Raw genomic sequence first — 25,900 nt, 5'->3', positions numbered from 1 at the left:
TCAAATAAAGGGTGCTTGTTTCGTGTTCAAAATAGATTATCCTAATTGTACAGCAAGCTTGGCTCCGAGGATAGCATTGTTTTTAACGAGTTCGATATTAGCTTCTAGACTTTTGCCCTCAGTTAACTCAACAACTTTGCCTAGTAAAAATGGTGTGACATCTTTACCGTGAATGTTATTTTCTTCTGCTTCTTGGAGAGCTGTTTCAATAATTGACGTGATTTCCTCTTCAGGCATGGCATGTTCCTCTGGAATAGGATTTGCAATGACTGCTCCACCATTTAAATTTAAATCCCATTTTGTTTTAAGTGTATTGGCAACCGTCTGAACATCGTTAGCACGAAAGTTAACAGGAAATTCACTTGTTCTTGTATAGAAAGCAGGGAGGACATCGGTCTCGTAACCAATGACAGGGACACCTTGTGTTTCTAAATACTCAAGGGTAAGTCCGAGATCGAGAATAGACTTGGCTCCAGCACAGACGACAGCTACATTTGTTTTTGAAAGCTCCTCTAGGTCGGCCGAAATATCCATTGTAGTTTCAGCACCACGATGGACTCCGCCAATTCCACCTGTTGCAAAAATCTTTATATCTGCAAGTTCAGCACAAATCATCGTAGCAGCGACAGTTGTAGCTCCAGTTTGTTTTGTAGCAAGCAAATACGGGAGATCACGCCGAGAGGCTTTTGCTACACCTTTACTATTACCTAGACATTCTAGCTCATCGTCGGATAGGCCTATTTTAATTTTTCCATCCATAAGCGCAATGGTTGCGGGAACAGCTCCATTGTCACGGATTAATTTTTCTACAAATCGGGCAGTTTCAACGTTTTTCGGATACGGCATACCATGTGAAATAATAGTTGATTCTAGAGCGACGACGGGTTGATTATTTTCTTTTGCTGCTAAAACTTCTTCTGAGAAAGTTAGATATTGTTTCATTTTGTTTCCTCCATATCAGTTTGTAGTTGTGTAGCAGATAAATTTTGACGAACAGTATAGGGTGATGTTAATGTCTGGACCGCGTTTACAATGCCTGCTTTACCAATATTGAGTAGAGACTCACCTTCTAGCCAAGCATAAACTACTGCAGAAGAAAAAGCGTCACCTGCTCCAGTCACATCAATAATTTTTGTAGGCTTAATCGAAGGTATATGATGGATACCCTCATCCTGATTTCCAATCATTGCTCCTTTATCTCCGCCGGTAATGACGACATTTGTAATACCTAAATCAAGATAACGTTCGACAGCGCTTTTCCATTCAGTATTTGTTGAAATCTTTTGTGTAAAATAGGCTTCCGTTTCATCAATATTTGTAATCAACCAGGTGACATCATCAAGATTATCTGGCATTCGCTTCATTTTAGGTGATGAAACAGTTATAAGAATGAGAGGGATGTGATGATTTTTAGTAACGTTTCCTAATGTTTCTAGTGTATCTTTTGGACAGTTTAAATCGGCAATGATACATCTTGCATGTGAGAGCATAGCTGATTTGTTTTGAATGATATCTGGAGTTAGCTGTTCATAGACATCCATATCGGCAAAAGCAACTGACATTTCGCCTGTTGCATCCAAAAGCGCTGTGTATGATCCGGTTGTTACGTCAGGTAGTTTAATCACATCATCCATATTTACATAGGGAGTTGAAGAAGCTTCGATAAAAGACCAATCTGAATCATTTCCACTAGCTGTAATGAGTGTTGCAGGCGAGCCAAGCCGACCCAGATTTTCGGCAACATTGCGTGCAACACCACCGGCATTTTGAGTTGAACGGATGGGGTTAGATGTTTTCCATTCTAATGTATTGTTTAAATAAAACTTGCGGTCAACATTGGCTCCACCAATACAAATAACAGGTTTTGTTTCGTTTAAAACATATGCTTTACCAAGAATATACCCTTTTCTAACTAACCCCGATATAATATTAGCAATTGAGGGGCGAGATAAGTTCACTTTATTGGCAAGTTCTTGTTGACTAATAAAAGGATCTTGTTTAATTAGTCGATAAATCTTTTGTTCATTTTTGCTTAATGAATCCCACTTATTTTCAAGCATCGTCACACCACCTTTAAACTTATGTTTATATAATAAACTAATGTTTTGCTGGTGTCAATTATAATATAATCTTAGTTTGGTAGGACTTTGTACATTCATAAATTGTTCTCTGTATTTCGTCAATCGTCGCAATCTTATAATTATGATATTATTAGAAGAAGAATTGACGTTTAATATTTAAAGAGGTGATTAGATGAATTGGATGAACTTTGAAAAAGAATTGAAAAAACGTATGGAAAAAGAACATATTCCGGGAGTAGCACTTGCGGTGAGCAAAGACAATGAGATAATTTATCAAAAAGGATTTGGATTCAGAGATATGGAAGCTGAACTTCCAGTTACCCCTGATACTCTTTTCGGAACTGCTTCGGTAACAAAGTCTTTTACCGCGCTAGCTATAATGAAACTGGTAGCTCAAGAGGAAATCGCTTTGACGGATCCTGTCTCTACATATTTACCAAAGTTTAGTATCAGAGGAATTGAGCCGATCGAACAGGTGACAATTCATCATTTGTTAACTCATACAACCGGTCTTGCACCAATCGAACGTCATGAAGAGTTTAATCATTTTGAAGAGCATTTAACCTATTTAAGAGAAAGAAATCACGATATACTTGGAAAACCAGGTGAGTATTTCAGTTATTCAAATGATGCTTTTTTGTTACTGGGAGCAATCATAGAAAAAGTAACAGGGCGCCTATATCGTCGTTATATCACTGAAGAAATACTCAATCCCTTACAAATGAATCGATCAACTTTTAGTATTGAAGAGATAAAGAAGTTTACGAATGTGACTGTTCCATATATTTTTGACAAAGATAAAGAAAAGCATGAAAAACAATTATGGCCAAAGCTTGGAAATTATGAAGTTGGAGGCGGTCTTCGGTCAACGGTTCTCGATTTAATAAAGTATGGAGATCTTTTCATAAACGGTGGTAAAGTCGAGGATAAACAAACAATTACTGAAAGGTTTTTAAAGAAAATCTATCAACCATATGTGCAAACGGATCAGAAGACCTATTATGGTTATGCCTTTAAAGTTACACCTGGTTATTACGGAACAACATTAGTTGAGCATAGTGGTGGACAGCCTGGTGTGGCTTCAAATTTTGGATTTTTGCCTGAAAAAAATATTTCTATAGCTGTGTTAACGAATTTATCCGGAGCTACAGCTGGGGATATATGGTTGGAAGCAGTCAATACAGTTCTTGAACTTCCTTTAAGTACGAAGGAAAGCGTGCTACCAGTGACAACATTGAATAAAGAAGAGAAAAAGAGATTTGTCGGGGAGTTTGTAAATAAGGAAGGCCAGCGTGTTGTTATTGAATTTGTAAATGGTGATTTAACAGCACAGATGGAAGGTGGGCAATTTTCCCTAGTGGAAAGTGATGAGAAAACACTTATCATAAAAGAGAATGAAAAGCCAATTCAATTCTACTTTAATAGAGAACAGAAACCATGGGCAATTTTTATGGGAATGCGAATGTTATTACGTAAAAAGTAATGGCAAATTGAATAACAAATAGATAGAACACAAGGAGGGGAGGAATCCCTCCTTTAATTGTAATTTAATACTCATCAAAAGCTTTCTGTATATCTTTTAACGAATCATATTTCAGTAAGGCAAGCATTAATAATATACGCGCTTTTTGTGGTGTTAAATTATCTCCAGTGATGAGGTTTAAATGACTAAAAGCATCAATATCAACGACTCTTCCGTTGCCCCCACGGCTGCTTCGGACAATGAATAATCCTTCGTCAATAGCACGCGAAAGAGCTTCTTCTTCAAGATTCGAAAAGCGCCCTGCGCCTGTTCCAGCTAAAATGATACCCTGATAGTTTTTGGACTGTGTAACCATATCAATAACGGTACCTGTTGCGCCGGCATAAGAGTACACTATTTCAATCAGAGGAACTTTATTTAAAGAAACATCTGTCAATTCAGAGTGGATAGTGTGCCTTCTAAGCGGTTCCCGGTAATATTGGACAGTGTCATCTGTTTCAATGTAGCCAAGGCACCCTAAGTCCGTTGATTGAAAAGTATCTAAACGGTACGTATCTGTCTTAGTAACATCACGCGCACTGTAGATTCTGTCATTGCTTACTATTAAAACACCTTTGTTTTCTGAAGCTTCGTGCACAGCGACTTTCACAGCTTGAATTAGGTTTAGCGGTGCATCCGAGCTTAATGCGGAAAAAGGTCTTTGCGCCCCAACTAGTACGATGGGTTTTTTACAGTTAATTTTTAAATGCAGAAAATAGGCAGTTTCTTCGAGAGTACTCGTTCCGTGTGTGATTACTACACCATCATATTGGTTTTCATTTAAATAAGTTTCAATCAGCCTTTTAAGTTTCATCCAATGTTTTATATTAATATTAGTGCTACTAACCCCATCCAATTCATACATTTTTATGTCTGCTAAACTCTGTATCTCTGGTAGACTACTGAAAAACTCATCCCCACTCACTTTGCCTGATTGATAATCTTTTAAATCAAGACGATTTTTCCCTTGAGCAGAAATAGTTCCACCCAAATGTATTATTATTATCTTCTTCATTTTTCTCAATCCTTTTTAGTCACTCTAACTTAAAAATAAATGGGATATTAAAAGAATGCAAGTTAATTAACAAACAAAAGATTAGAAACTTTAAAAACCTCATAAATACGTTCATGGTAAGAAGTAGCGTTAATATAACCTTGTATGCGGTTACAATATTTAAAGGTGATATAGTGCTTATAATTAATTGAAAAAACACTGGATTTACTAAATTCAATCAGATATACTATTGTTTATCTTTAAATATTTCTAACTATTATAACGAGGAGGCAATTTATCAAATGAGAATGAAGAAGTTGTTTTTACTTTCATTACTTTTATTGGTTGGTGTAATGATTGCTGCTTGTGCAAGTGAACCTGAAGAATCTTCTGCAACTGGAGGGGATAGTGAAGAAGAGGGGTTAGGTTCAGGCGGTGATTTGGTCATTGCCAATTTATCTGATGCCGTATCTTTAGATCCAGCTGGTGTAAATGACGTGCCTTCTTATGATGTTCAAACAAATATCTTTGAAAGATTAGTTAGACAAGATGAAGATATGGAACTTCAACCGTTACTGGCAGAACGCTGGGAAGCAATCGATGATGTTACTTGGGAGTTTAAGTTGCAAGAAGGGGTTACATTTCATGATGGATCAGAATTTAATGCCGATGTTGTCAAAACAAATGTCGAGCGTGTTTTAGATCCTGATGTTGCCGCACCAGCAGCAAGCTATTTAGCTATGATTGATGAAATTGAAGTAGTAGATGATTATACGATTCGCTTTATAACTGAATTTCCTTTTTCTGCGCTTCCATCCCATTTTGCGCATAATGTTGGGGGCATGATTTCAAAAGAACAAATCGAAGACGATTATGCAGCCATGGAAGAAGGAAATGAACCTGGTACGGTTATTAATGAGAATCCTACTGGGACAGGTTATTTTAAATTTGAATCATGGACCCCTGGTGATTCTATAAAACTTGTAAAGAATGAAGAATACTGGGACGGTGAGGCTAAACTAGATTCGGTGACATTTAAAGTCGTTTCCGAAGATTTAACGAGGATTGCTGAAATTGAAACAGGTGATTCACATATTACAAACCCTCTTAGCCCATCAGATATAGAGCAAGTAAGTGGGGCAGATGGTGTGCATGTTACTGAACAAGATAGCGTGGCACTAGATTATATTGGGTTTAATGTAACCCAAGAGCCATTTGATGAAGAAAAGGTTCGCCAAGCAGTTACAATGGCCATTGATAAAGAACAGATTGTAGATGGTATCTACAATGGTGTTGGAGAATTGGCTATTGGTCCATTAGCTCCAGCTGTACCAGGCTATGACGATTCAATTTCGGGATTGGAATACAATGTTGATAAAGCAAAAGAACTATTAGCTGAAGCGGGTTATGAAGATGGATTTTCTACAACAATTTGGACAAACGATAGTCGAGAACGGATTGATGTAGCAACGAATGTCCAAGCACAATTAAAAGAAATAGGGATTGATCTTGAAGTAGAAATCCTTGAGTGGGGTGCCTATTTAGATAAAGTCGATAATGGGGAACAAGAAATGTATATTCTTGGTTGGTCAAATTCAACTGCAACAGCCGATACAGGGATATATCCGCTTTTCCATTCTGAAAACTTAGGCAATGCGGGGAATATGTCATTCTTAGAAGATGATGATATTGACGCTTTAATTGAAGAAGCAAGAAAAGAAATGGATGAAGAAAAGCGTAATGACATTTACAGTGAAATTCAGGAAGACTTAGTTGACATTGCACCGATGATTTATGTTTTACATCAAAAATACTCACTTGGTGTTCGTGATGAAGTAAAAGATCTCATTCAATTACCGACAAAAGTTCTTTATCTTAAGGATACTTATTTAGAAGAGTAATCGATGGGAATAAAGGTGTATTAGAACAAAAGCGCAGGACGCCCGGTTAGCCTCAGGCACAGCTTAAGCAAGAAACCGGAGTGCCACGTAGGATTATTGCTTAAGACCTCAGGCGGGCTGGGCGCCTTGCGCTGGACGTGGCCAATTTCAGTATAAAGTTATCCACAGGAATTTTAATGTTATAGTTTCCTTAATTAAGAAAAAAGCGAATCTGGATTACTAGATTCGCTTTCTTAAATATTTCCGTATTTAGTTATGATGATACTTAAAATGTTGGAGTCGGGCGCTTACATAGAGTAAAACGATACAGGAGAACATGAAATAAGGAGATTAACCATATGACAAAATCTAATGAAGATTTATTAAAGGCTTACTTAAATGTCAACGAAGCGTATAGTCCAGTAATAATCCCTGGTCAAAATTCTATTACATTTCTATCCAAAAAGTCAGGACTTCCACAAGTATGGAAATGGGACAGTGAAACCAGAGATACGACGCAGTATACGGATTTGTCTGACAGAATCTTGTCAGTTCATCACTCACATTCTGGAAAAGAAACTATTGTAGGCATGGATAAGAACGGAAATGAGAAGCAACAACTTTATTTATTAAAAAATAAAGGTCAAGATATTGAAGAGTTGGTGATATCTGAGGACCATTTTCATCAATTTGGCGGCTGGTCGCCTGATGATAAAACTATTTCATTTACTAGCAATCGCAGGCATCCTGGATATTTTGATATCTATATTTATGATTTATCAAAAGGAAAAGAAGAGCTTTTATATAAAAACGATGGCCAGTGCACACCTGTAAGTTGGACCAACGATGGAGCCCATCTTATTTTAAGCATGGCAGATACGAACATAGATAGATCATTTTATCTGTTTGCTATTAAAACAAGAAAATTAACCATAATTGGTGACACAAATGAATTAGCAAGATATGCTTCAATAGAGTTATTCAAAAATGGCCAAGATGGCTTTATATTATCAGATATCGAACGGAATACATTAGGTGTTCATCAGTTTTCGTTAAGAAATCCGGAAAAAGTAAACCACCTTTTTTCCAATAAGGACTGGGACATTGAAGAAATAAAACTTTCTCCTAATGAGGAACAATTAGCATATACGACAAACGAAGGTGGTATTTCAACACTTGGATTATATGATGTTACATCACAAACACACCAGCAAATAAGTAGTCTTCCTCGAGGTGTGTATAAATCACTCGATTGGTATAGTAATACTGAACTTGTGCTAGGGCTTAAAAGTGCGGTAATTCCTGGAGATATATGGAAAGTGGATGTGAACAATAAAACGTCCGAAAGACTTACTTGGTTTGGAGATGATAAGGAGATTAGCCATTTATGGATGGAACCTGAGCTCTGTCATTTTCATTCGTTTGATGGACTTGAAGTGCCATACTTTTTATATGGAAAAGAAAAAAGTAATCAGCCAGCTGTTGTCTATGTACATGGAGGTCCGGAGAGCCAAATCAGAGAACAGTTTAATCCTGCTATCCAACTTTTAGCACATTTAGGATTTGCCGTGATTGCCCCGAACGTAAGAGGAAGTATGGGGTATGGCAGAAGTTACGTGAAATTAGATGATGTCCGAAAGAGAATGTATGCTGTCGCAGATTTAAAGTGGCTTGTAAAAGGTTTTGGCATAGCACCACCGACTGCATTTCCCAATCCCGGCATCTTTAGCCATCTTCGCTGTTTCTTCTGGTGAATTAAAAGCCACTTCAACCACCACCTAAGTTTGATGAAATATATGACAATTCACTAATTAATCATATTAATTCTTTATCCAAACAAAATTATGTCAAAACAAAGAAAGGGAAATCATTAAGTCGGTTATTTCTCCAATTGATTTTCATTTGGATTAAAGTCAAAACAATGTTATATACAAATATTCAAAAATTATGTATACTACGTTCAAAGGATACGAAATATTTTATTATTAAATGTACTTCATAAATTAAAGAGACACGCAGACGGTATTATTGTTTAAGGGCAAATAATGAATGTGCCTCCAATAGATGAATCCAATTGTGACCCGCAGACTTTCTTATTGTAAGCTTGCAAACAATCGTCAGTAGGGCACTAGCCCCCTTAGAGGCTTCAGTTATAACCATTGGAAAGATTGAAGGCGGCACTGCTTCTAATATCATTAGTGATTCAGTATGCATAGAAGGTTCTGTCCGGACATACGATATAAAAATTAAAAAGTGATTAAAGGCACGTTTCTTCGAGGTTATTCACCATGTTACCGAGATGTTTAATAATGAAGTGGATATAGACTATCTTGATGGTTATCCAGCAACTATTAATACTCCAAAATGGGCTCGTCTCGTTCGAAAATCTGCCTAAAGTCTGTTTGGTGAGAAGTCTACACCTGAATTACACCTTCATAAGCCGCAGAAGACTTTAGCCAGTTTTTAGAGAATATTCCAAGAGCTTTTATTTGGCTTGGGACCGAAATTGAAAATAAAGATGAGCAGAAGAGCTTGCATGATGCACGTTTTAAAATAAATGAAAATGTCCTACCTAAGGGGCAGCTCTATTAACTAAAATTGCAATTAACACTATTAAGGAGTTAAAGTCCAATAAAGGTTAATTAGATTGCATTTAGGAAATGGCTCTTATTAGGCGAATAAGGGGGAGGTTGATGACATTTATCAAGTTGCATTATAATTCGAATTACACTCAGAGTTGACGGAATATTTAGATTACACTTCATGTAACAACACCTAGAATTAAAATTATTTAATAAAAAGAAGGTGATGGTATGAAGGACAAAAAAGGAATTTTTCAAAGGTTTTTAGACATTGTTGAAAGAGTAGGGAATAGGCTTCCAGATCCATTTATTTTGTTTGTGTTTTTAGCCTTTTTAATGATTATTATTTCATGGATTTTTAGTATGTTTGATGCAAGTGTTGTGCATCCCGGAACAGGTGAGGATACTCCTATAAAAAGTTTAGTCTCTGGTGAAGGGGTACAGTTTATTCTAACGTCAATGATAGAGAACTTTACAGGCTTTGCTCCGTTAGGTATTGTGCTAGCAATGATGTTAGGGATAGGACTAACGGAAAGAGTAGGATTGTTAGATTACACCATTCGTAAAACAATACTAAAATCACCACCCGTTTTAATCACGTACACGGTAGTATTTGTCGGTATTTTAGGGAATTTAGCTTCAGATGCGGCGATTGTTCTGATCCCCCCGTTAGCAGCTATTGTATTTTACAAAATCGGTAGACATCCGCTAGCGGGATTGGCCGCAGGGTATGCTGGAGCAGGAGCTGGTTTTACTGCAAACTTGTTTGTTGCTGGAACGGATGCCTTGCTCGCAGGGATTTCTACTGAAGCGGCAGCTATTATTGATGATACAATAACGGTAACACCAGTGGATAACTGGTTTTTCAATATTGTCTCGGTGTTTGTGTTGACAGTTGTTGGAGGACTTATCACTACTAGATTTATTGAGCCTCGTCTAGGTAAATATGAGGGAGAAGCAGTGGAAGAGGATAATACTGAGGAGTTGCCTAATGCCAGAAAAGGTTTTATAAATGCTTTATTGGCAGGAATTGTATATATTGCTTTGCTCGTCGTTGTTATTTTCCTACCTAATAGCCCACTGAGAAATGACGATGGAGGCATTGTACCGTCCCCGTTTTTAGATGGGATTGTTCCGATTATATTGATATTCTTTATCATTATTGGTGTGAGTTTTGGAATGACAGTAGGGAGAATTAAGTCAGGCAAAGATATTAGCAATTACATGGCAGACTCTATTAAAGAAATGGGCGGTTATATTGTCCTTGTGTTCGCTATTGCACAGTTTATAGCTTATTTTAATTGGTCCAATTTAGGTACATGGGTAGCAGTCAACGGGGCTGATTTCCTCTCGAGTATTAACTTCACAGGCATGGGCTTGATTATAGGATATATAATTTTTACTGCTTTATTGAACTTTTTAATAACATCAGGATCTGCCAAATGGGCGATTGAAGCACCTATTTTTATTCCGATGTTTATGCAGCTAGGGTATCACCCAGCGTTTACTCAAGTCGCTTACCGTGTAGCTGATTCATCGACGAACATCATGACACCATTATTTCCATATATGGTAATCATACTTTCATTCATGAGGAAATACGATAAGAACGCAAACATTGGAACATACATGTCTTTAATGATCCCTTATACTGTATCATTTTTAATTACATGGATTATACTCATTGTAATTTTCTATTATACTGGTATTCCATTTGGTCCAGGTATTTCGGCAAATCTATAAGACTTAGTTAGGAGAACAGTGATGACAAAGAAAGACTTAGCATTAAAAATGAAAGAATGGCGACGTGATTTTCATCAATATCCGGAAACTGGCTTTTTAGAGATGAGAACGGCGTCAATTGTCGCCTCCACCTTGGCAGACTTAGGTTTTGATTTACAACTTGGAAGAAAGGTGATGTCTGAACAAGATTGCATGGGCAAGCCGAGTGAAGTTGAAACAAGAGAACATCTCAAATGGGCAAAAGAAAATGGTGCAAATGAAAATTATCTCCCGTACTTTGAAGAAGGCTATACAGGAATTGTTGCGACTTATGATACATCACGTGAAGGTCCCACCATCGCTATTCGGGTTGATATGGATGCTTTAAACATCCATGAAGCAGAGGAAAATAACCATTTTCCCGTGCAAGAAGGTTTTCGTTCTAAGCTTCCAAATAAAATGCATGCCTGTGGCCATGATGCCCATACAGCAATGGGGCTTGGGCTTGCAACAATGATTGTCGAAAATAAAGATTGTCTTAACGGAATAATAAAGTTAATTTTCCAGCCAGCAGAAGAAGGAACACGTGGGGCAAAGTCGATGGTTAACGCGGGAGTCGTGAAGGATGTCGATTACTTTATCGCACTCCATATTGGCTTAGGTGTCCCGTCTAAAGAATTTGCCGCAGCTAATAATGGTTTTTTAGCGACTTCAAAATTAGATATTTCGTTTAGTGGTAGATCTGCTCACGCTGGTGGAGAACCAGAACAAGGACGTAACTCTCTCCTAGCTGCATCCTCAGCGGCACTAAATATATATTCAATCCCACGCCACTCCGGTGGTTTGACACGAGTGAATATAGGGGAAATACATGCAGGCTCAGGGAGAAATATTATTCCGAGTGTGGCAAAATTAAAAGTAGAAACACGTGGTGAAACTTCTACTATTAATCAGTATGTTCAACAGCAAGTGGAAGCAATAGTAAAAGGAGCGGCAACGATGTACCAAAATGATTATAGTATCGATGTCGTTGGAGAAGGAAAAGCTTGTGATTGCTCTCGCGATTTAGCCGAGGTGCTTCATACTTGTGCGACCAAGCATCCAATAATCAAAAAAAGTGTTTTAGAAAGTAATGAAAGCGCTGGTTCAGAAGATGCCACTTTCTTTATGGAGGCAGTTCAAAAAAATGGTGGTTTAGCAACTTACTGTATTTTTGGAACGGATTTAGCTGCAGGCCACCATAATGAGAAATTTGATATTAACGAAGAGTCCCTCTTACCATCTGTAGAGATTTTGTATAACTCGATTATTAAATTGACTCAGTGAACTAGAGGCATTCAACGTTCTTACTAAAACCCTTAAAAGGTAGATTGACCTTTTAAGGGTTTTTATGGTTAGTGAAGAAAATATAAGAAGATTATGATAATATAGAATGAATAACAAAATAAAATATACTTTTACTTAGTTATGTAGAAAGGTGATATACGTGACAGTTATTACAGTAGATTTTGATGGAACATTATACAAAGGAAACTCTTTTAATGCAATGTTTCAGTTAGCACAAAAAGAATTTACGATAAAAGAGTGGCTAGTTGTAGGCCAAGGGGTGGTAATTTCTGCTTTTGCTGGTCTACTAAAAGGGAGAGAGGCCTTACGTAAACAATTTTTTCTCTCTTTTGTAAGATCTTTTAAAGGGAGAACGGAACAGGAACTGGGTGATTTTTTTGAAAAACTTGTTGAAATTGGAAAGGCAGATATAAATTGGCCACTCATTGAAAAAATTCATGAACATAAGAAGAATGGGGATGAAATTATCATCGTATCTGGTGCTTTACATCCTTTTTTACAGGAATTTATTAAAGAAGTGAACTTGGATGTACCAATTATAAGTACAAAAATTTCATATGATGAAAATGGAATTTGTACTGGAGATATTCATGAATATATCAATGGTGAACAGAAGGTAAGGCATATACAGAAATGGATGAAATCAAAAAGTATAGAGGAAGATACGTCTGTTTGGGCCTATGCTGATAGCAAAAGTGATCTGCCGCTGTTTAGATTTGCAAATCATCCAGTTGTAGTGAATCCAAATAAAGAAATGGCAATCATCGCTGATCAGTACCAGTGGCGGGTCTTTCAGTAATAAATGTATTACTATACCTTAAATGTTAAATTATATGCACATAATACAAACCTAATTAATCTTATAATATTACTATGATTTAAAGAGGAGACTAAAAGATGAAAAAATATCAGTATAGCTTTCTTTCATTAGTAATATTTGTGATTGTTGGTTTAGCAGCATGTGCACAGGAGCCTGATTCGGTTGATGGACATAATGAGACGAAAGAGAAAGAGGATCAATATGGCGGGGAGTTAATTGTTGATTTAGCATCGGATCCTGTTTCGCTGGATCCACATGCAGCGAATGATGGTAATTCACTTTATGTGATGAATGCGATGTATGATACGTTGGTGGCATTAGATAAAGATTTAAATATAGAACCGGCATTAGCGGAGAGCATTGAACAGATAGAAGATAAAGTATGGGAAGTGAAAATAAGAAAAGACGTGGAATTTCACGATGGGTCAGAATTAAATGCTGATGTAGTCAAAGCGAATTTAGATCGTGTATTAGATCCTGAGATTGGCTCATCACTTGCCTTTTTATTCGATATGATTGAATCTGTCGAGGTCAAAGACGACTATAGAATATATATCACTACAAAGTATCCATTTTCTGCGTTACCACTTCATTTAGCTCATCCAGGAGGTCATATCATTAGTTTAAAATCAATTGAAGCTGATTATGCCGCAATTGATAATGGTGAAGAGCCTTTCGCTTCTGTGAATGACAATCCTGTTGGTACGGGTTACTTTCAATATGATGAACGTTCTAATGGAGAATACATTAAACTCGTCAAAAATAAAGACTATTGGGGAGACAAAGCGAATGTAGACTCAGTAACGTTTAAAGTTGTACCAGAAGATATGACACGGATTGCTGAACTTGAAACAGAAGAAGCAGATATTATTTATCCAGTGAATGCTAATGATATAGAACGAATTGATGCCAATGAGGGAACATATGTCAAACAAACAGATAGTGCAAGTTTGACATATATAGGCATGAATACAGAACAAAAACCATTTGATGATGTAAAGGTAAGGCAAGCTGTTTCTATGGCGATTGATAAAGAAGTTGTTAATGAAGGTGTAACTGATGGGGTAGCATTACAAGCGAATGGCCCACTAGCTCCCACTGTCTTTGGTTTCAGTGAGGACTTACAGCCAATTAATTATAACCAAGAGGAAGCAAAAAAGTTATTAGAAAACGCAGGTTATGAAGATGGATTTAATGCCACTATATTAGTTAATGATCGTACTACAGCAGATTTAGCTGAAATTGCTCAAGACCAACTCAGTGAGATAGGGATTGAACTTGATATAGAAATGATGGAAACAGGCGCTTATCTTGAAGCGACTGCCAATGGTGATGTCGATATGTTTGTGGGAAGCTGGGGTACAGTTACTTTAGATGCTGATTATGGGCTTTATCCGATGTTCCACTCTGAAAACGTTGGTGCTTCCGGCAACAGATCGTTTTTTAATAATGATGATGTTGATCAATTACTAGAAGAGGCTAGAAAGACAATAGATGAGGATGAACGGCTTGAACTGTATACTGAAGCACAGCAGATTATTATTGATGAGGCACCGATTGTTCCAGTCTACCATTCTGTGTTGCTAGCTGGTCTAAGAGACAATATTCATGGTTTCTTTCAATATCCAAGCAGTTTTCCTTTCTTAAGAGATGTGACTTTGGAAGAGTAAACTGTCATTTTCGAAAGAACAATAAATAACATCGAATCAATTATTGAAGAATACGCACAGAAAAAGAGATAGTGAAACAATTGTAGCCAAACATCATCCTTAACCCAGTAAATTATCAATGAGTTAAGGATGATGTTAATTTCTATACAAAAAATGAGTACTTAAGTTTACAGGTTTTATGAACTTAAAACGGGTAAAGTTTAGAAAGGCTTAAATTTAAAGTACACCATATTTCTTCATGAGAAATCATAGACATGATATTATATAGCGAGAAGATAATTGTGGCTTTGTTGATGTTGTTCATAAGGACAACTTCTATTAATATGAATAAGGCTATACCTTGTATCCCCCGTTAACTACCACTAGAAATACTCCTTTCGAAAATTCAGGAGAAGCGACATAGGAGAAGTGGGGGACTGCCAATAAATGTCCGACTTTGCTCAACTAACAGTCAGTCAGGAATGGAAGAAACCTCCCTACTGATTGAGGTTTCGCTTTACCAGGAGGTTAAAATATGAATTTTAATATAGGTCCTCGAACGATGAAAACCGGGCTAGCGGTGGCTTTGTCAATACTTGTTACAGAGCTACTTAATTATGAGATGGGTCTGGTGGCGGTCATCACTTCCGTAGTAGCCATGCAGCCTTCAATCATGCGCTCAATTACGTATATCAAAGAGACAGCAATCTCGACTGCTATAGGGGTTGGCTTTGCTTTGCTTGCAGCTTATACAATTGGTCTACACCCCCTGTCTATTGGGATCACGGTCATTCTTGCCATTGCATTTAATATAAAAATGGGTTGGGTTAAAACTGTTAACTTATCAATCTTAACGATAGCAATTATTATGATGTCAGGTGAGGAAACAATTAATTTCACTTATCTTACACAACGTTTATCGTTAATTGGAATTGGGATTTCTTCAGCGTTTATTATCAATACGTTAATATTTCCACCCAATCATCAAAAATTACTCTATGACATGATAAAAGAGGCCTTAGATAAAACAAGTTTCCTGCTACGTGTTATTCCAAATAAAACAATGAAAGTAAAAGAACTCAAGAAGAAAGAAAAAGACTTAAAGGACGACACCAAGGAAATCAGTAATTATCTTGGTATTATCAATGATGAAAAAAGTCGCATGTTTATTAACGACCGATTTCATTTCATGCGAGATATTGTTATCTTTAAACAGATGTTAAGAGTAGTTGAGTTAGAGTATGATCTCATTGAAAATTTGGAGCTAAAATTGGATAAGATAGAAGAGATATCCCCGAATCAGTCCTTTTTGGTCAAAAAACTAGTTGCTAAGATTGTTGAATATCACGAAAATATAATTTTAACGTATGAAGATAAGGTAACAGTTCAAAAAGAACTGCAGCAAGAAAGTTTTACCGCTATGAATTTAACTATTAATGATTTAATTGGCGAACTTCAGCAATCGGAAATAGAAAAATGGATTGAAATATTTCCAGTGGCTAGCAGTGTTGTAGAATTAATGGTTGAACTTGAAAAGTTGGATAAATATATTAGCCGGCAAGAGAAAAAGTTTTAGTTTTATCGATGTGAGGGAGTAAAGTAGTTATGCATTGTCCAGTTAGAAATGTTTCATCATAAAGTTACTTTATTTGGAAAAAGTAAAATAAGAAATTCACATCGCTTGGTTGACGACTTTGTGTCGGCTTTGTGAATAAAAGAGGCATTTATAGATACGCCATAAACTTCATGTTATAATAAAATTGTTGAATTATGACATTAATGACGAATATTTTTATAGGATCAAACAAATATGGGGTGTTAAATGTGGAGAAGGCATCTTCATTGTTAACAAGTGAGACAAGTGAAGTGAATAAGGGAAAATTGGCAAGATTACTAACAGATGTTAAATCGTTAACAAAAATGGTTGTATTGATATTAAATGTTTTACCTGTGTTTACAGGGTTTTGGTTAGCCACACACTTCACAGGAACTTCAATTACAGCCAATGCAGATCTTTTTCTATTAACAATAGTAGGGAGTACGCTAGTCATGGCTGGCGCATTGATGTTTAATAATTGGTATGAAGTAGATCTTGATGTTGAAATGAAACGAACACAATCTCGTCCTACGGTAACAGGTAATATTTCTTTACCAGTTGTATTAGGACTTTCTATTGGAGCAACTGTCATCGGATTTATTATGTTGTTGTTTACTTCGATGGAGGCAACATTATATGCTTTTGTAGGTTGGTTTACATATGTTGTTCTTTATACATTATGGACGAAACGTAGATATACACTGAATACAATCGTAGGTAGTTTATCAGGAGCAGTTACGCCGCTCATTGGATGGGCAGCTGTTGATTCAGCGATTCATGTTGTACCGATGATTATGTTTTTGCTATTATTTATTTGGCAGATTCCACATACATTTGCGATTGCTATGAGACGTTATGATGAGTATAAAGCGGCTGGTGTTCCAATGTTACCAGTTGTTCAAGGTTTTAAAATGACGAAACGCCAAACGGTTATTTATATGGCATGTTTATTACCATTGCCACTGTATTTAACATCACTTGGTCTTCCATTTGTGATTATTATTTCACTTATCAACCTTGCATGGCTCGCCGTGGGGATTAGCGGATTTTATATGAAAGACGACCTGAAATGGGCAAATATAGTATTCAAAACATCGTTATATTACTTAATGGCTTTCTTTATGTTAATGATTGTATTTACGTTATAAGAAATATAAAAAACTCTCTTATCTTGAAAGAGAGTTTTTTTATTTGACAACTACTTAGAATTATTTTCAAAATTGTAGTCATGCCCTGTAAGAGCCCCTCTTATAATATGAAATCTTTCAAATGCGAAGTTATGCATCGTGACAGTGGCTCTCAAGATGTATAAACTTCAAAATGCGGAGTTACGTATCGTGATAGTGGCTCTCAAGATGTATAAACTTCAAAATGCGGAGTTCACGTATCGTGACAACGACTCTTCTGATATGAACTCTTAAGAATATGAAATGACGCACTCTACTGTCAACTATACCATTCAGACACTGTTTCATCGGTTGGCAGGAGATAAGTGAGTAGGCCAAGAAATGGTAAGAGTGAAATTCCTATCATCGTTTCTGTTATACCAAATAAATCGATAAACCATCCTAGAGCCACTGAACCGACAGCCCCCATCCCAAAACCGAGACCTACAATTAAACCAGACATCGTACCAATTTTTCCAGGGACCAGTTCCTGAGCGTAGACAACTGCTACTGAGAAACTTGACATCAGCATAAAACCGACAAGCGCTAGAACGATAATCGAGCCTGCTTGGCCTACATATGGTAAAAACAATGATAATGGTGCCGGGCCAAGAAACGAAACTAAGATCACATTCCGTTTGCCAAACCGGTCAGATAATGGTCCGCCGAAAAACGTGCCAGCAGCTCCCATAAATAAAAAGGTGAAAATATAGATTTGTGCTTGTGCAATGGTCAGGCCAAAGCTATCCATCACAAAGAAAGCGTAAAAGTTAGAAATCGCACTCATATACCAAGAACGGGCGAACACTAAAAAGACGAGCACAACGAGTGCCCATTTTATCGCTTTAGACACAGACGCATCTCTATTTCCGTTGGATTTAACATGAGTTTGACTTTCTTTAATTGCAGCTATTTGCCCTGAGTACCATTTGGCAATATAAGATAAAAATAATACTGCAATTCCAGCAATCAATGTGAACCAAATAGCTCCGAATTGTCCAAGAGGTACGAGCACTAGAGCTGTGATAACGGGAGCCAAAGCTTGTCCGGTATTCCCGCCGACTTGAAATATGGACTGGGACAGACCGCGTCGAGGACCTGCTGCAAGAAAAGCAACACGAGATCCTTCAGGATGGAAAACTGCAGACCCTAACCCGATAAAAACAACGCTTATTAAAATTGTAATGAAGTTCGGAGCTAGGGCTAATCCGAGCATGCCAAACATACTGCTGGCAAGACCAAGCGGTAAGGCATATGGTTTGGGAAATTTATCAGTATACATTCCAACTAACGGCTGCATAACGGATGCGACCATATTTAAAGTAAAAGCAATTAAACCTAATTGTGTAAAGGTGAGTCCTAATGATTTTTCCAAAATAGGAAACATCGCCGGGATGACGGCTTGAAGAGAATCGTTAAGTAAATGGCAAAGACCAATAATAAATAATATCGGATAAACTGTTTTGCTGTAGGCTAGTGTATTTGTGCTCATTATGTATCCTTTCTATAACAAAAATAACTTTTAAAATAAGTCCTTATCATAGTGTGCAATATTTTTGGAAAGATATCTAGTAAGAATACTCAAAACTTTAATCCGGTATGATTTTATCGCAGGTTAACTGGCTGTAAGACCCTTAACGAGAAGATTCGATGAGAATCAAGAATTATAAGTGGGGGAAGTATGCAAACCCCCGCTGATTGAAGTTTCACTTTATCCGTTAGCTTAGTGTATCTATTTTCTATAAAATATAATAGAATAACTTTCATGGGGGGTGAATAATTTGGATAAGTTAACAACCTTATCATTACTTGATGTTATGTCTGATCTTTTTTCTGATGAACTTTCCATCGGTGTATCCAACCAAGAAGAATACATTTATTTTCGGCCAAGTAAACGAATCGATTTAAAGATAAAACCAGGTGATCCTATTAAACAGGGGACTCTAGCTCATAAAGCGATAACAACAGAACAAAAAGTCTCTGAGTTTATAGAAAGAGATGTTTTTGGAGTACCGTATCATGGTATGGCTGTTCCGATACATCATAACGAAACGGTGGAAGGCTGTGTGTTAGCAATATCGCCTGCTTTGACCGAAGGAAAATCGGTGATCACGGTTAAAACGAGTGACGGCTGGAAACCAATCCCTTTTAATGAAGTTATTTACTTAGAGGTTAAAGAACGAAAAACTCATGTGATAGCCGAGCAAATAGCTGGGTCACATAATAATACTCTACAAGAATTTGAGTATTCATTACCAAAAGAATCCTTCATTCGTTGTCACCGCTCGTTTATAGCAAATGTTAATCAAATCAAACATATTTTCCCAGATACACATTCGACGTTCGTCTTAGAAATGACAAACGGAGATAAAGTACCTGTGAGCCAATCTTATTCAAGTTACTTTAGGAAGTTACTTGGCTTTTAATGGATTTTTAATTCAGCAAATCAATTTGCTCTTATTAACAGAAATTTTCTGGAATAGACAAATATTATAATGTTTAAAGCAAATTTTTCATAATTCCGACACAATTTTCCGCATCCTTATTTTCATAAGTTAAAATAGCTATAAGAGAAGAGAGAAAGAAAAGAGGGGATGGCATGGAAAAACAATATAATCGTATTCATGATGCTGGTTTACATGATCGAGTGGTATCAGCGAGGGAAGCGGCATCATGGATTAAAGACGGCATGACTTTGGGGTTAAGCGGTTTTACACGTGCGGGCGACGTGAAAGCGGTACCAATGGCGCTGATTGACAGGGCAGAACAAGAAAGGTTTAAAGTCAACGTTTTCACCGGTGCATCAATGGGATCAGATATAGATAAATTATTTGCTGAAGTGGGAATTATCAATAAGCGTTTACCATTTCAAGCTGACCGCACCATGAGAGAAAAAATAAATGAGGGTAGTCATTTATTTGTTGACCATCATCTTTCACACACCGCCGAGTTATTAAGATCAAATGCGATTGAATCTATTGATTACGCTATTTTGGAAGCGGTTTCCATAACGGAAGATGGGCAGATCATTCTGACTACATCGATTGGAAACTCTCTTTCCTTTGCTGAAAATGCTGAACACATCATTATTGAAATTAATATGTCACAATCTGAAAAATTACAAGGGATCCACGATTTATACAACCCGGGAAAACAAGGCGAACGTATGCCAATTCCACTCAGTAAAGCAGATGGCCGCATTGGAACAGAAGGCATCCAGGTTGATTGGCAAAAGGTAAAAGGAATTGTGTTTACCAATCAACTCGATTCACCGTCAACAATCGTTGCACCCGACGAAGAAACTAAAATAATGGCCGATCATTTACTAACTTTTTTACGAAGTGAAGTCGAAGCAGGTCGGTTAACTGAAAAATTAGCACCACTTCAATCGGGAATTGGTTCTGTAGCAAATGCCGTCTTGCATGGCATGCTTGATTCAGAGTTTGAAAACCTTGAAGTTTATTCAGAAGTTTTACAAGATGCGGTGTTTGATTTAATTGATGCTGGTAAAGTTGACTTTGCTTCATGTTGTTCAATTACATTATCAGAAGAAAAAATGGACCAAGTTTTCAGTGATTTTGATAGATACAAGGACAAGATCATCATGCGTCCACAAGAAATATCGAACCATCCTGAAATTATTCGCCGACTCGGTTTAATTGCCATTAACACGGCACTTGAGCTAGACATTTATGGAAACGTTAACTCGACTCATGTCACGGGTACAAAGATGATGAATGGAATTGGCGGCTCAGGTGACTTTGCTAGAAATTCACGTCTCGCTATTTTCGTAACAAAGTCAATTGCAAAAAATGGCGATATTTCAAGTGTCGTGCCATTTGCTTCACACGTTGATCACACCGAGCATGATGTTGATGTTATCGTTACTGAGCTAGGATACGCCGATTTACGTGGACTGGCACCAAGAGAACGAGTGCCTCTGATTATCGAGAACTGTGCACATCCAATGTACCGTGATCAATTATGGGATTATTATAACGAAGCACTTGAACGCGGAGGTCAAACGCCACATGTGCTTGAAAAAGCGTTATCATGGCATATTAATTTTCAAAAAGAAGGTACGATGAGAGAAGTTGCGAAACAGATTTAATTTAGACAAGGGGTTTGTTTCATATAAATATTACGTGGAAGGCAGCGGTGGGCAGACCGTGAAGCCGGTAAAATCAGGGAACTCTATTAGAGAACCCTGATTTCTTTAATTGAAGTGAAACTTTTTGCTGATAGTGATCGTATATATGCTAGAATTAGAGTTTATTATTTATTGGAGGAATTTATTTTGTCTGGTATTTTAACGTTATTAATAGCAATAGGTACAATTATTTATACTATTAAGTCAAATAAAGATATAGTTGAGCAACTAACATTAAAACAAAAATTTGGTGTCAGCCTCATATTTATCGCAACCATTGCTTTTGCTACAGTTTGTATATACTTTGGTGGCAATTGGATAGTGAGTTTTATGGCAGAAGGAATATTAAAAACAATCATGCAATATATCATTATATTGGTTGTGTTAATTGTATCTATCCTTAGCATGCATAAGGCGATGCATAAAGTAACAAATGGGATAATTTGAAAATCGATAAAGATAGATTGCTAGGAGAAATCACAATGAGCAAACGTTTTATTACTTTTAAACCTGTGACAGGAGTATATGAAAAAGCGATTCAGCCATATAAAAAATGGTATGAGTTAGCGGATATGAGTCCACTGATTGAAGTGGATGGGGAATATTACCGGATTTTAAGGTTGACGGGATTGATTAATAAGATTAATACACGAAAAATGGTTATATGTCATGAGGATGGTCAACTGATTAAAGATAAGGAAGTATCATGTGAGTGCGCAAAGATTTTTTTTTACTTAGATGCTTTCCAAATGAACAGTGAAGGAATGGTTGCAAGTAGTAAGGAAGATACAGCTACGAAATTACAAGAGTTTATTATGGAGTTTAGAAAAATGCTGAATAACGTGTCTCCTAAATTAACTGAACAAGAGCGGGTGGCAATGAGATTTCATCTTTATTACTATGAAGAAACAAAACGCTATGCGGAATTAGTAGCTAAGGATGCCAACAGGCTCTCTACTTATATAGAACCAATAAAAAAGAATCAAATTAAAGCTTTTTCTTCTCAGCTTATCCATGAGCTGGGACAACATCTTGCTCATTGGGAGCTAAATAAAAGTTATATCGAGGCGTTAATTATAGAAAATGGGAAGAAATCAAGAAATATTGTTAGGAAAATTTTAAGGAACGCAGACTACCAATCTTGTTTTCCAAATCAAAGGATAAAAAAAGAAATGTTGGATGAGATGCTTCAGTCAGAAATGGCAGTTACGCGATTTCTTCACGATGGTAAGATAGGATGGGAGCGCGAAAAGAAATGGTTAAATCCGAATAAGGGAGAATTCAACATAGAGACTTATTTAGAAGAATCTTGGAATAGAAATAGTTCTGAGGTGTTTATGAAAGTTAGTATAAATGAATTCATTAAAGGTTACTGGTTGTTTTCACCGACTAGAATTCATTCATAATCTTTGTTAACAAATCTTTAGTGTGATAGTGATAGCATTAATATTACATAATAGTGTTAGAATTTGGATTCAATTTTAAGGAGCGATCATATTGGTACGTCATTATATTACTTTTAAGCCAGCAACTGGAAAGTTTGAAAAAGCCATTCTACCTTATAAGAAATGGTATCAAGTGACGGATATGAGTTTACCGATTGAGGTTGATGGAAATTATTATCGCATTTTAAGAACGACAGGACCGATTGATAGGCTAGGTCCAAAGAAACTTGTAGTTTGTAATGAAGATGGAGAATTAATTAAAGATAAAGAGATTTCACGAAAATGCTTTCGGTTTTATGTTTATATAGGAAATTACGAATTTGATAAGAGAAAACTAAAAGCTGACTTAAAGCAAGATGGAGCTAAGCGATACAACCCCATTATTCCAGAATATCAGAAAATGATGAAGGATTTAACACCTGTGTTGAATGAGCATGAAATGGAAGCATTGGAATACCATTTGTTTTACTTTAGAGAGATGGTCCGCATTACTACTTTAAGGATAGAACTAGCCGAGAAATTAATGTTATATAAAGAGCAAATACAGCCTGGTAACATAGATGAAATCACGAATTCTACAGTAACTAAGGTGATAGATACTTTCTCTAAATGGATAAAATGTAGTTATGAGTTAGAGGCTCTTTTACATGAGGATGGTTTATTAGCAAGAGATACTGTAAGAGGAATATTAAAAAATACGGAGAAGCACAAGTATATCGGAAATATGGCGATTGCAAGAGAAATTATTAGTGATTTAGATTCGGGAGAGGCAACCGCTAGGCGGTTTATACCATTAGAGAATGAGCAACGTAAAGAACTTAGGAAATGGATAGATTTAGAAGAGATGGGCAAAGAAGTCTCCAGTATAGAAATTTATATTAAAGAACTGCGTTACACTAAGACAGCAGAAATATTGGCTAATGCCGCTTTAGAAGAGCTCATGAGCACATTATGGGTGTTTTCATAAAAACCTTTCATAATCACACAGTCCTACATACATAATAATATTAAAAAATGTGCTTGAACAAGAGATAGGTCTAATAGCTAAGAAAATGATTGTGGATAAAAGGCTTATTACAACTAGAATGGAAAACAATATACATAAATTTTCGGAGTAAGATTATTTATCAGTCTTTCTATAAAGTGTACAAGAGTATTTCATTATTTCGACGTGCATTAAAACAATAGTAAAGTATGATTTTAAGATAGAGAAGATATCTCACTAAAAAAGGAAGAGAACTATCTTTATATCCAGACTCTCTTAATAAAAAACATTAATGAGTTATTAAATTCAAATCAATTCATTGAAGATTATTGGCTGTTTTCACCAAGGATTCGTTTTTTAAATTATGCTAAATAGATGCTAAGTGTGAGAAGACAGGATAAACAGAGTATTACATTTGAATTCAGCGTTAAGGAGCGATCATATTGGTACGTCATTATATTACTTTTAAGCCAGCAACTGGAAAGTTTGAAAAAGCCATTCTACCTTATAAGAAATGGTATCAAATGACGGATATGAGTTTACCGATTGAGGTTGATGGAAATTATTATCGCATTTTAAGGACAACTGGTCCGATTGATAGAGTCAGTCCTAAAAAACTTGTTGTTTGTAATGCAGATGGAGAATTAATTAGAGATGAAGAGATTTCACGAAAGTGCTTTAAGATTTATGTTTGGTTAGGAAACTATGAGTTTAATAAAAGAAAATTAAAAGCTGATTTAAAACAGGATGGAGCCAAGCGATATAATCCGATTATCCCTGAATATAAAAAAATAATGGAGGATTTATCGCCTCTATTAACTGAAGCTGAAATGGAAGCAATGACATACCATTTGTTTTATTTCAACGAGATTGTTCGCATTACAACACAAAGAATTGAACTTGCTAGAAAGTTATTAATATACCAAGAGAAAATTCAACATAAAATTAATAAATTATCAAGTGATCTAACTAAAAAAATTAAAGATACTTTTTCAAAGTGGCTAAAATATAGTTATGAGTTGGAGGGCCTTTTGCATGAGGATGGATTGTTAGCAAGAAATACTGTAAGAAGACTATTGAAAGACCCAAATTACAACAAGTATCTAAAAAACAAAGATGTCATAAGAGAAATTTTAAGCGATTTGGATTCCGCTGAAGCGACAGCTCAAAGATTTATCAGAGCGGAGAATGAATACCGAAAGGACGTAGATGAGTGGGCAGGTCTTGGAGGTTTAGAAAAAAAGGTTCCTAATATCGAAAGTTATATTTATGAATTACGTTATATCAAGACAGTAGATATAACAGCAAAAGCTAATTTGGAAAAGCTTATGAATACAGTATGGGTTTTTTCTTGAACTATCTCATGACTAAACACGGGTATTCTCGGCTGGCTGATAAAAATATTAGCGCATCACACTATCAGGTATATAAACAAATCCGATATTCGCTGATAAAGATCATGATTTTTGAAAATTTTTCTAAAGTTGTCGTTCATAACATCGATGAGGACCACAATTCTTAAAAAACGCTCAAACTTGTCGTTTATCTAGCGCAAGCCCAAAAAAATCACCCTCCACAAAAAGAGGATGGGACATAAGTATTTTAGTTAATGTAAAAGCGAACGTATTAAAGTATATTTCTTTTAATATACACTTTTAAAATCAGCGTAGGAAAAATACGTAGACTCCAGCAGGATGAAAAGCTTAGATGAGACCCCGCAGAGCGTAGCTCGAGGAGGCTCATCAGCGCCTGCGGAAAGCGAAGTATTTTTCCGAAGCGAATAACGCTCGCTTAAAATTGTTCGTCTTTTAATTACTAATACTTAATTTTGTCCCAGCCTCTTTCCTACGATTAGTCAAGTCTAAACCTTATAAATTCAATAAGGATTTATTGATTGAAAAAATTTGGCATATCAAATAAACCCCATGTATTTAATTTTTTAAACTGTGGGAAGATATGT

At 36.4% G+C, this 25,900-nt stretch carries 19 protein-coding genes; 15 read left to right on the top strand and 4 right to left on the bottom strand.

Translation table 11 applies throughout. The features are described from left to right. Positions 1-36 precede the first annotated feature (36 nt). Complete coding sequence (locus tag KQI49_RS10670; protein ID WP_216488843.1) at positions 37-942, bottom strand: pseudouridine-5'-phosphate glycosidase; 906 nt, start codon at positions 940-942, stop codon at positions 37-39. Further along, on the bottom strand, positions 939-2,060 hold the full coding sequence (locus KQI49_RS10665; protein ID WP_216488841.1) for a carbohydrate kinase: 1,122 nt from the start codon (positions 2,058-2,060) through the stop codon (positions 939-941). The genes KQI49_RS10670 and KQI49_RS10665 overlap by 4 nt, the downstream gene beginning before the upstream one ends. Before the next feature lie 193 nt (positions 2,061-2,253). Here KQI49_RS10665 and KQI49_RS10660 point away from each other — a divergent pair, with 193 nt between their 5' ends. Beyond that, a complete protein-coding gene (locus KQI49_RS10660) occupies positions 2,254-3,564 on the top strand; it encodes a serine hydrolase domain-containing protein (RefSeq protein ID WP_216488839.1) in 1,311 nt (436 codons plus the stop codon). A gap of 64 nt (positions 3,565-3,628) precedes the next feature. On the opposite strand, the gene KQI49_RS10655 is transcribed toward KQI49_RS10660, so the two are convergent. After that, positions 3,629-4,618 carry an asparaginase gene (locus KQI49_RS10655; RefSeq protein WP_216488837.1) on the bottom strand — a complete coding sequence of 330 codons (990 nt, stop codon included), beginning with the start codon at positions 4,616-4,618 and terminating at the stop codon, positions 3,629-3,631. 281 nt (positions 4,619-4,899) lie between these two features. Between KQI49_RS10655 and KQI49_RS10650 the strand changes: the two genes are divergently transcribed. From KQI49_RS10650 to cyoE, 8 genes are all read left to right on the top strand, one after another. Next, entirely contained in the window at positions 4,900-6,498 is a 1,599-nt protein-coding gene (locus tag KQI49_RS10650; RefSeq protein ID WP_216488835.1) for a glutathione ABC transporter substrate-binding protein, read from the top strand. 338 nt (positions 6,499-6,836) lie between these two features. Further along, positions 6,837-8,231 carry a S9 family peptidase gene (locus KQI49_RS10645; RefSeq protein WP_216488833.1) on the top strand — a complete coding sequence of 465 codons (1,395 nt, stop codon included), beginning with the start codon at positions 6,837-6,839 and terminating at the stop codon, positions 8,229-8,231. Between the two features lie 1,059 nt (positions 8,232-9,290). Next, positions 9,291-10,802, top strand: a complete 1,512-nt coding sequence (locus KQI49_RS10640; RefSeq protein ID WP_216488831.1) for an AbgT family transporter — start codon at positions 9,291-9,293, stop codon at positions 10,800-10,802. 21 nt (positions 10,803-10,823) lie between these two features. Then, entirely contained in the window at positions 10,824-12,107 is a 1,284-nt protein-coding gene (locus KQI49_RS10635) for an amidohydrolase (RefSeq protein ID WP_216488829.1), read from the top strand. A 160-nt stretch (positions 12,108-12,267) separates the two neighbouring features. Further along, the gene (locus KQI49_RS10630; protein ID WP_371817556.1) at positions 12,268-12,927 is read left to right on the top strand and encodes an HAD family hydrolase; all 660 of its coding nucleotides are present in this window, start codon (positions 12,268-12,270) and stop codon (positions 12,925-12,927) included. Positions 12,928-13,025: 98 nt separating this feature from the next. Next, the gene (locus KQI49_RS10625; protein WP_216488827.1) at positions 13,026-14,618 is read left to right on the top strand and encodes a glutathione ABC transporter substrate-binding protein; all 1,593 of its coding nucleotides are present in this window, start codon (positions 13,026-13,028) and stop codon (positions 14,616-14,618) included. 514 nt (positions 14,619-15,132) lie between these two features. Next, a complete protein-coding gene (locus tag KQI49_RS10620) occupies positions 15,133-16,173 on the top strand; it encodes an FUSC family protein (RefSeq protein WP_216488825.1) in 1,041 nt (346 codons plus the stop codon). A 248-nt stretch (positions 16,174-16,421) separates the two neighbouring features. Then, positions 16,422-17,342 (top strand): heme o synthase, encoded by a 921-nt coding sequence (cyoE, locus tag KQI49_RS10615; RefSeq protein ID WP_216488818.1) that lies wholly within the window; start codon positions 16,422-16,424, stop codon positions 17,340-17,342. A 298-nt stretch (positions 17,343-17,640) separates the two neighbouring features. Here the strand turns inward: cyoE and KQI49_RS10610 are convergent, their stop codons facing one another. Next, on the bottom strand, positions 17,641-18,852 hold the full coding sequence (locus tag KQI49_RS10610; RefSeq protein ID WP_216488816.1) for an MFS transporter: 1,212 nt from the start codon (positions 18,850-18,852) through the stop codon (positions 17,641-17,643). Positions 18,853-19,177: 325 nt separating this feature from the next. Here KQI49_RS10610 and KQI49_RS10605 point away from each other — a divergent pair, with 325 nt between their 5' ends. The 6 genes from KQI49_RS10605 to KQI49_RS10580 all read left to right on the top strand — a co-directional run bounded on the left by KQI49_RS10605 (position 19,178) and on the right by KQI49_RS10580 (position 25,295). After that, positions 19,178-19,786, top strand: coding sequence for a LytTR family DNA-binding domain-containing protein (locus KQI49_RS10605; protein WP_216489027.1), 609 nt, complete (start codon positions 19,178-19,180; stop codon positions 19,784-19,786). Positions 19,787-19,959: 173 nt separating this feature from the next. Further along, positions 19,960-21,471, top strand: coding sequence for a succinyl-CoA:acetate CoA-transferase ScpC (scpC, locus tag KQI49_RS10600; protein WP_216488814.1), 1,512 nt, complete (start codon positions 19,960-19,962; stop codon positions 21,469-21,471). Positions 21,472-21,657: 186 nt separating this feature from the next. Next, a complete protein-coding gene (locus KQI49_RS10595) occupies positions 21,658-21,957 on the top strand; it encodes a hypothetical protein (protein WP_216488812.1) in 300 nt (99 codons plus the stop codon). A gap of 35 nt (positions 21,958-21,992) precedes the next feature. Further along, positions 21,993-22,916, top strand: coding sequence for a hypothetical protein (locus tag KQI49_RS10590; protein WP_216488810.1), 924 nt, complete (start codon positions 21,993-21,995; stop codon positions 22,914-22,916). 91 nt (positions 22,917-23,007) lie between these two features. Then, entirely contained in the window at positions 23,008-23,922 is a 915-nt protein-coding gene (locus KQI49_RS10585) for a hypothetical protein (protein ID WP_216488808.1), read from the top strand. Between the two features lie 461 nt (positions 23,923-24,383). Next, positions 24,384-25,295, top strand: a complete 912-nt coding sequence (locus KQI49_RS10580) for a hypothetical protein (RefSeq protein ID WP_216488806.1) — start codon at positions 24,384-24,386, stop codon at positions 25,293-25,295. Positions 25,296-25,900 lie beyond the last annotated feature (605 nt).

Source organism: Virgibacillus sp. MSJ-26 (assembly GCF_018918075.1).
Lineage (GTDB): Bacteria > Bacillota > Bacilli > Bacillales > Amphibacillaceae > MSJ-26.
Note: the sequence above shows the minus strand (reverse complement) of the source record. Positions and strands in the feature narration are given on the sequence as shown.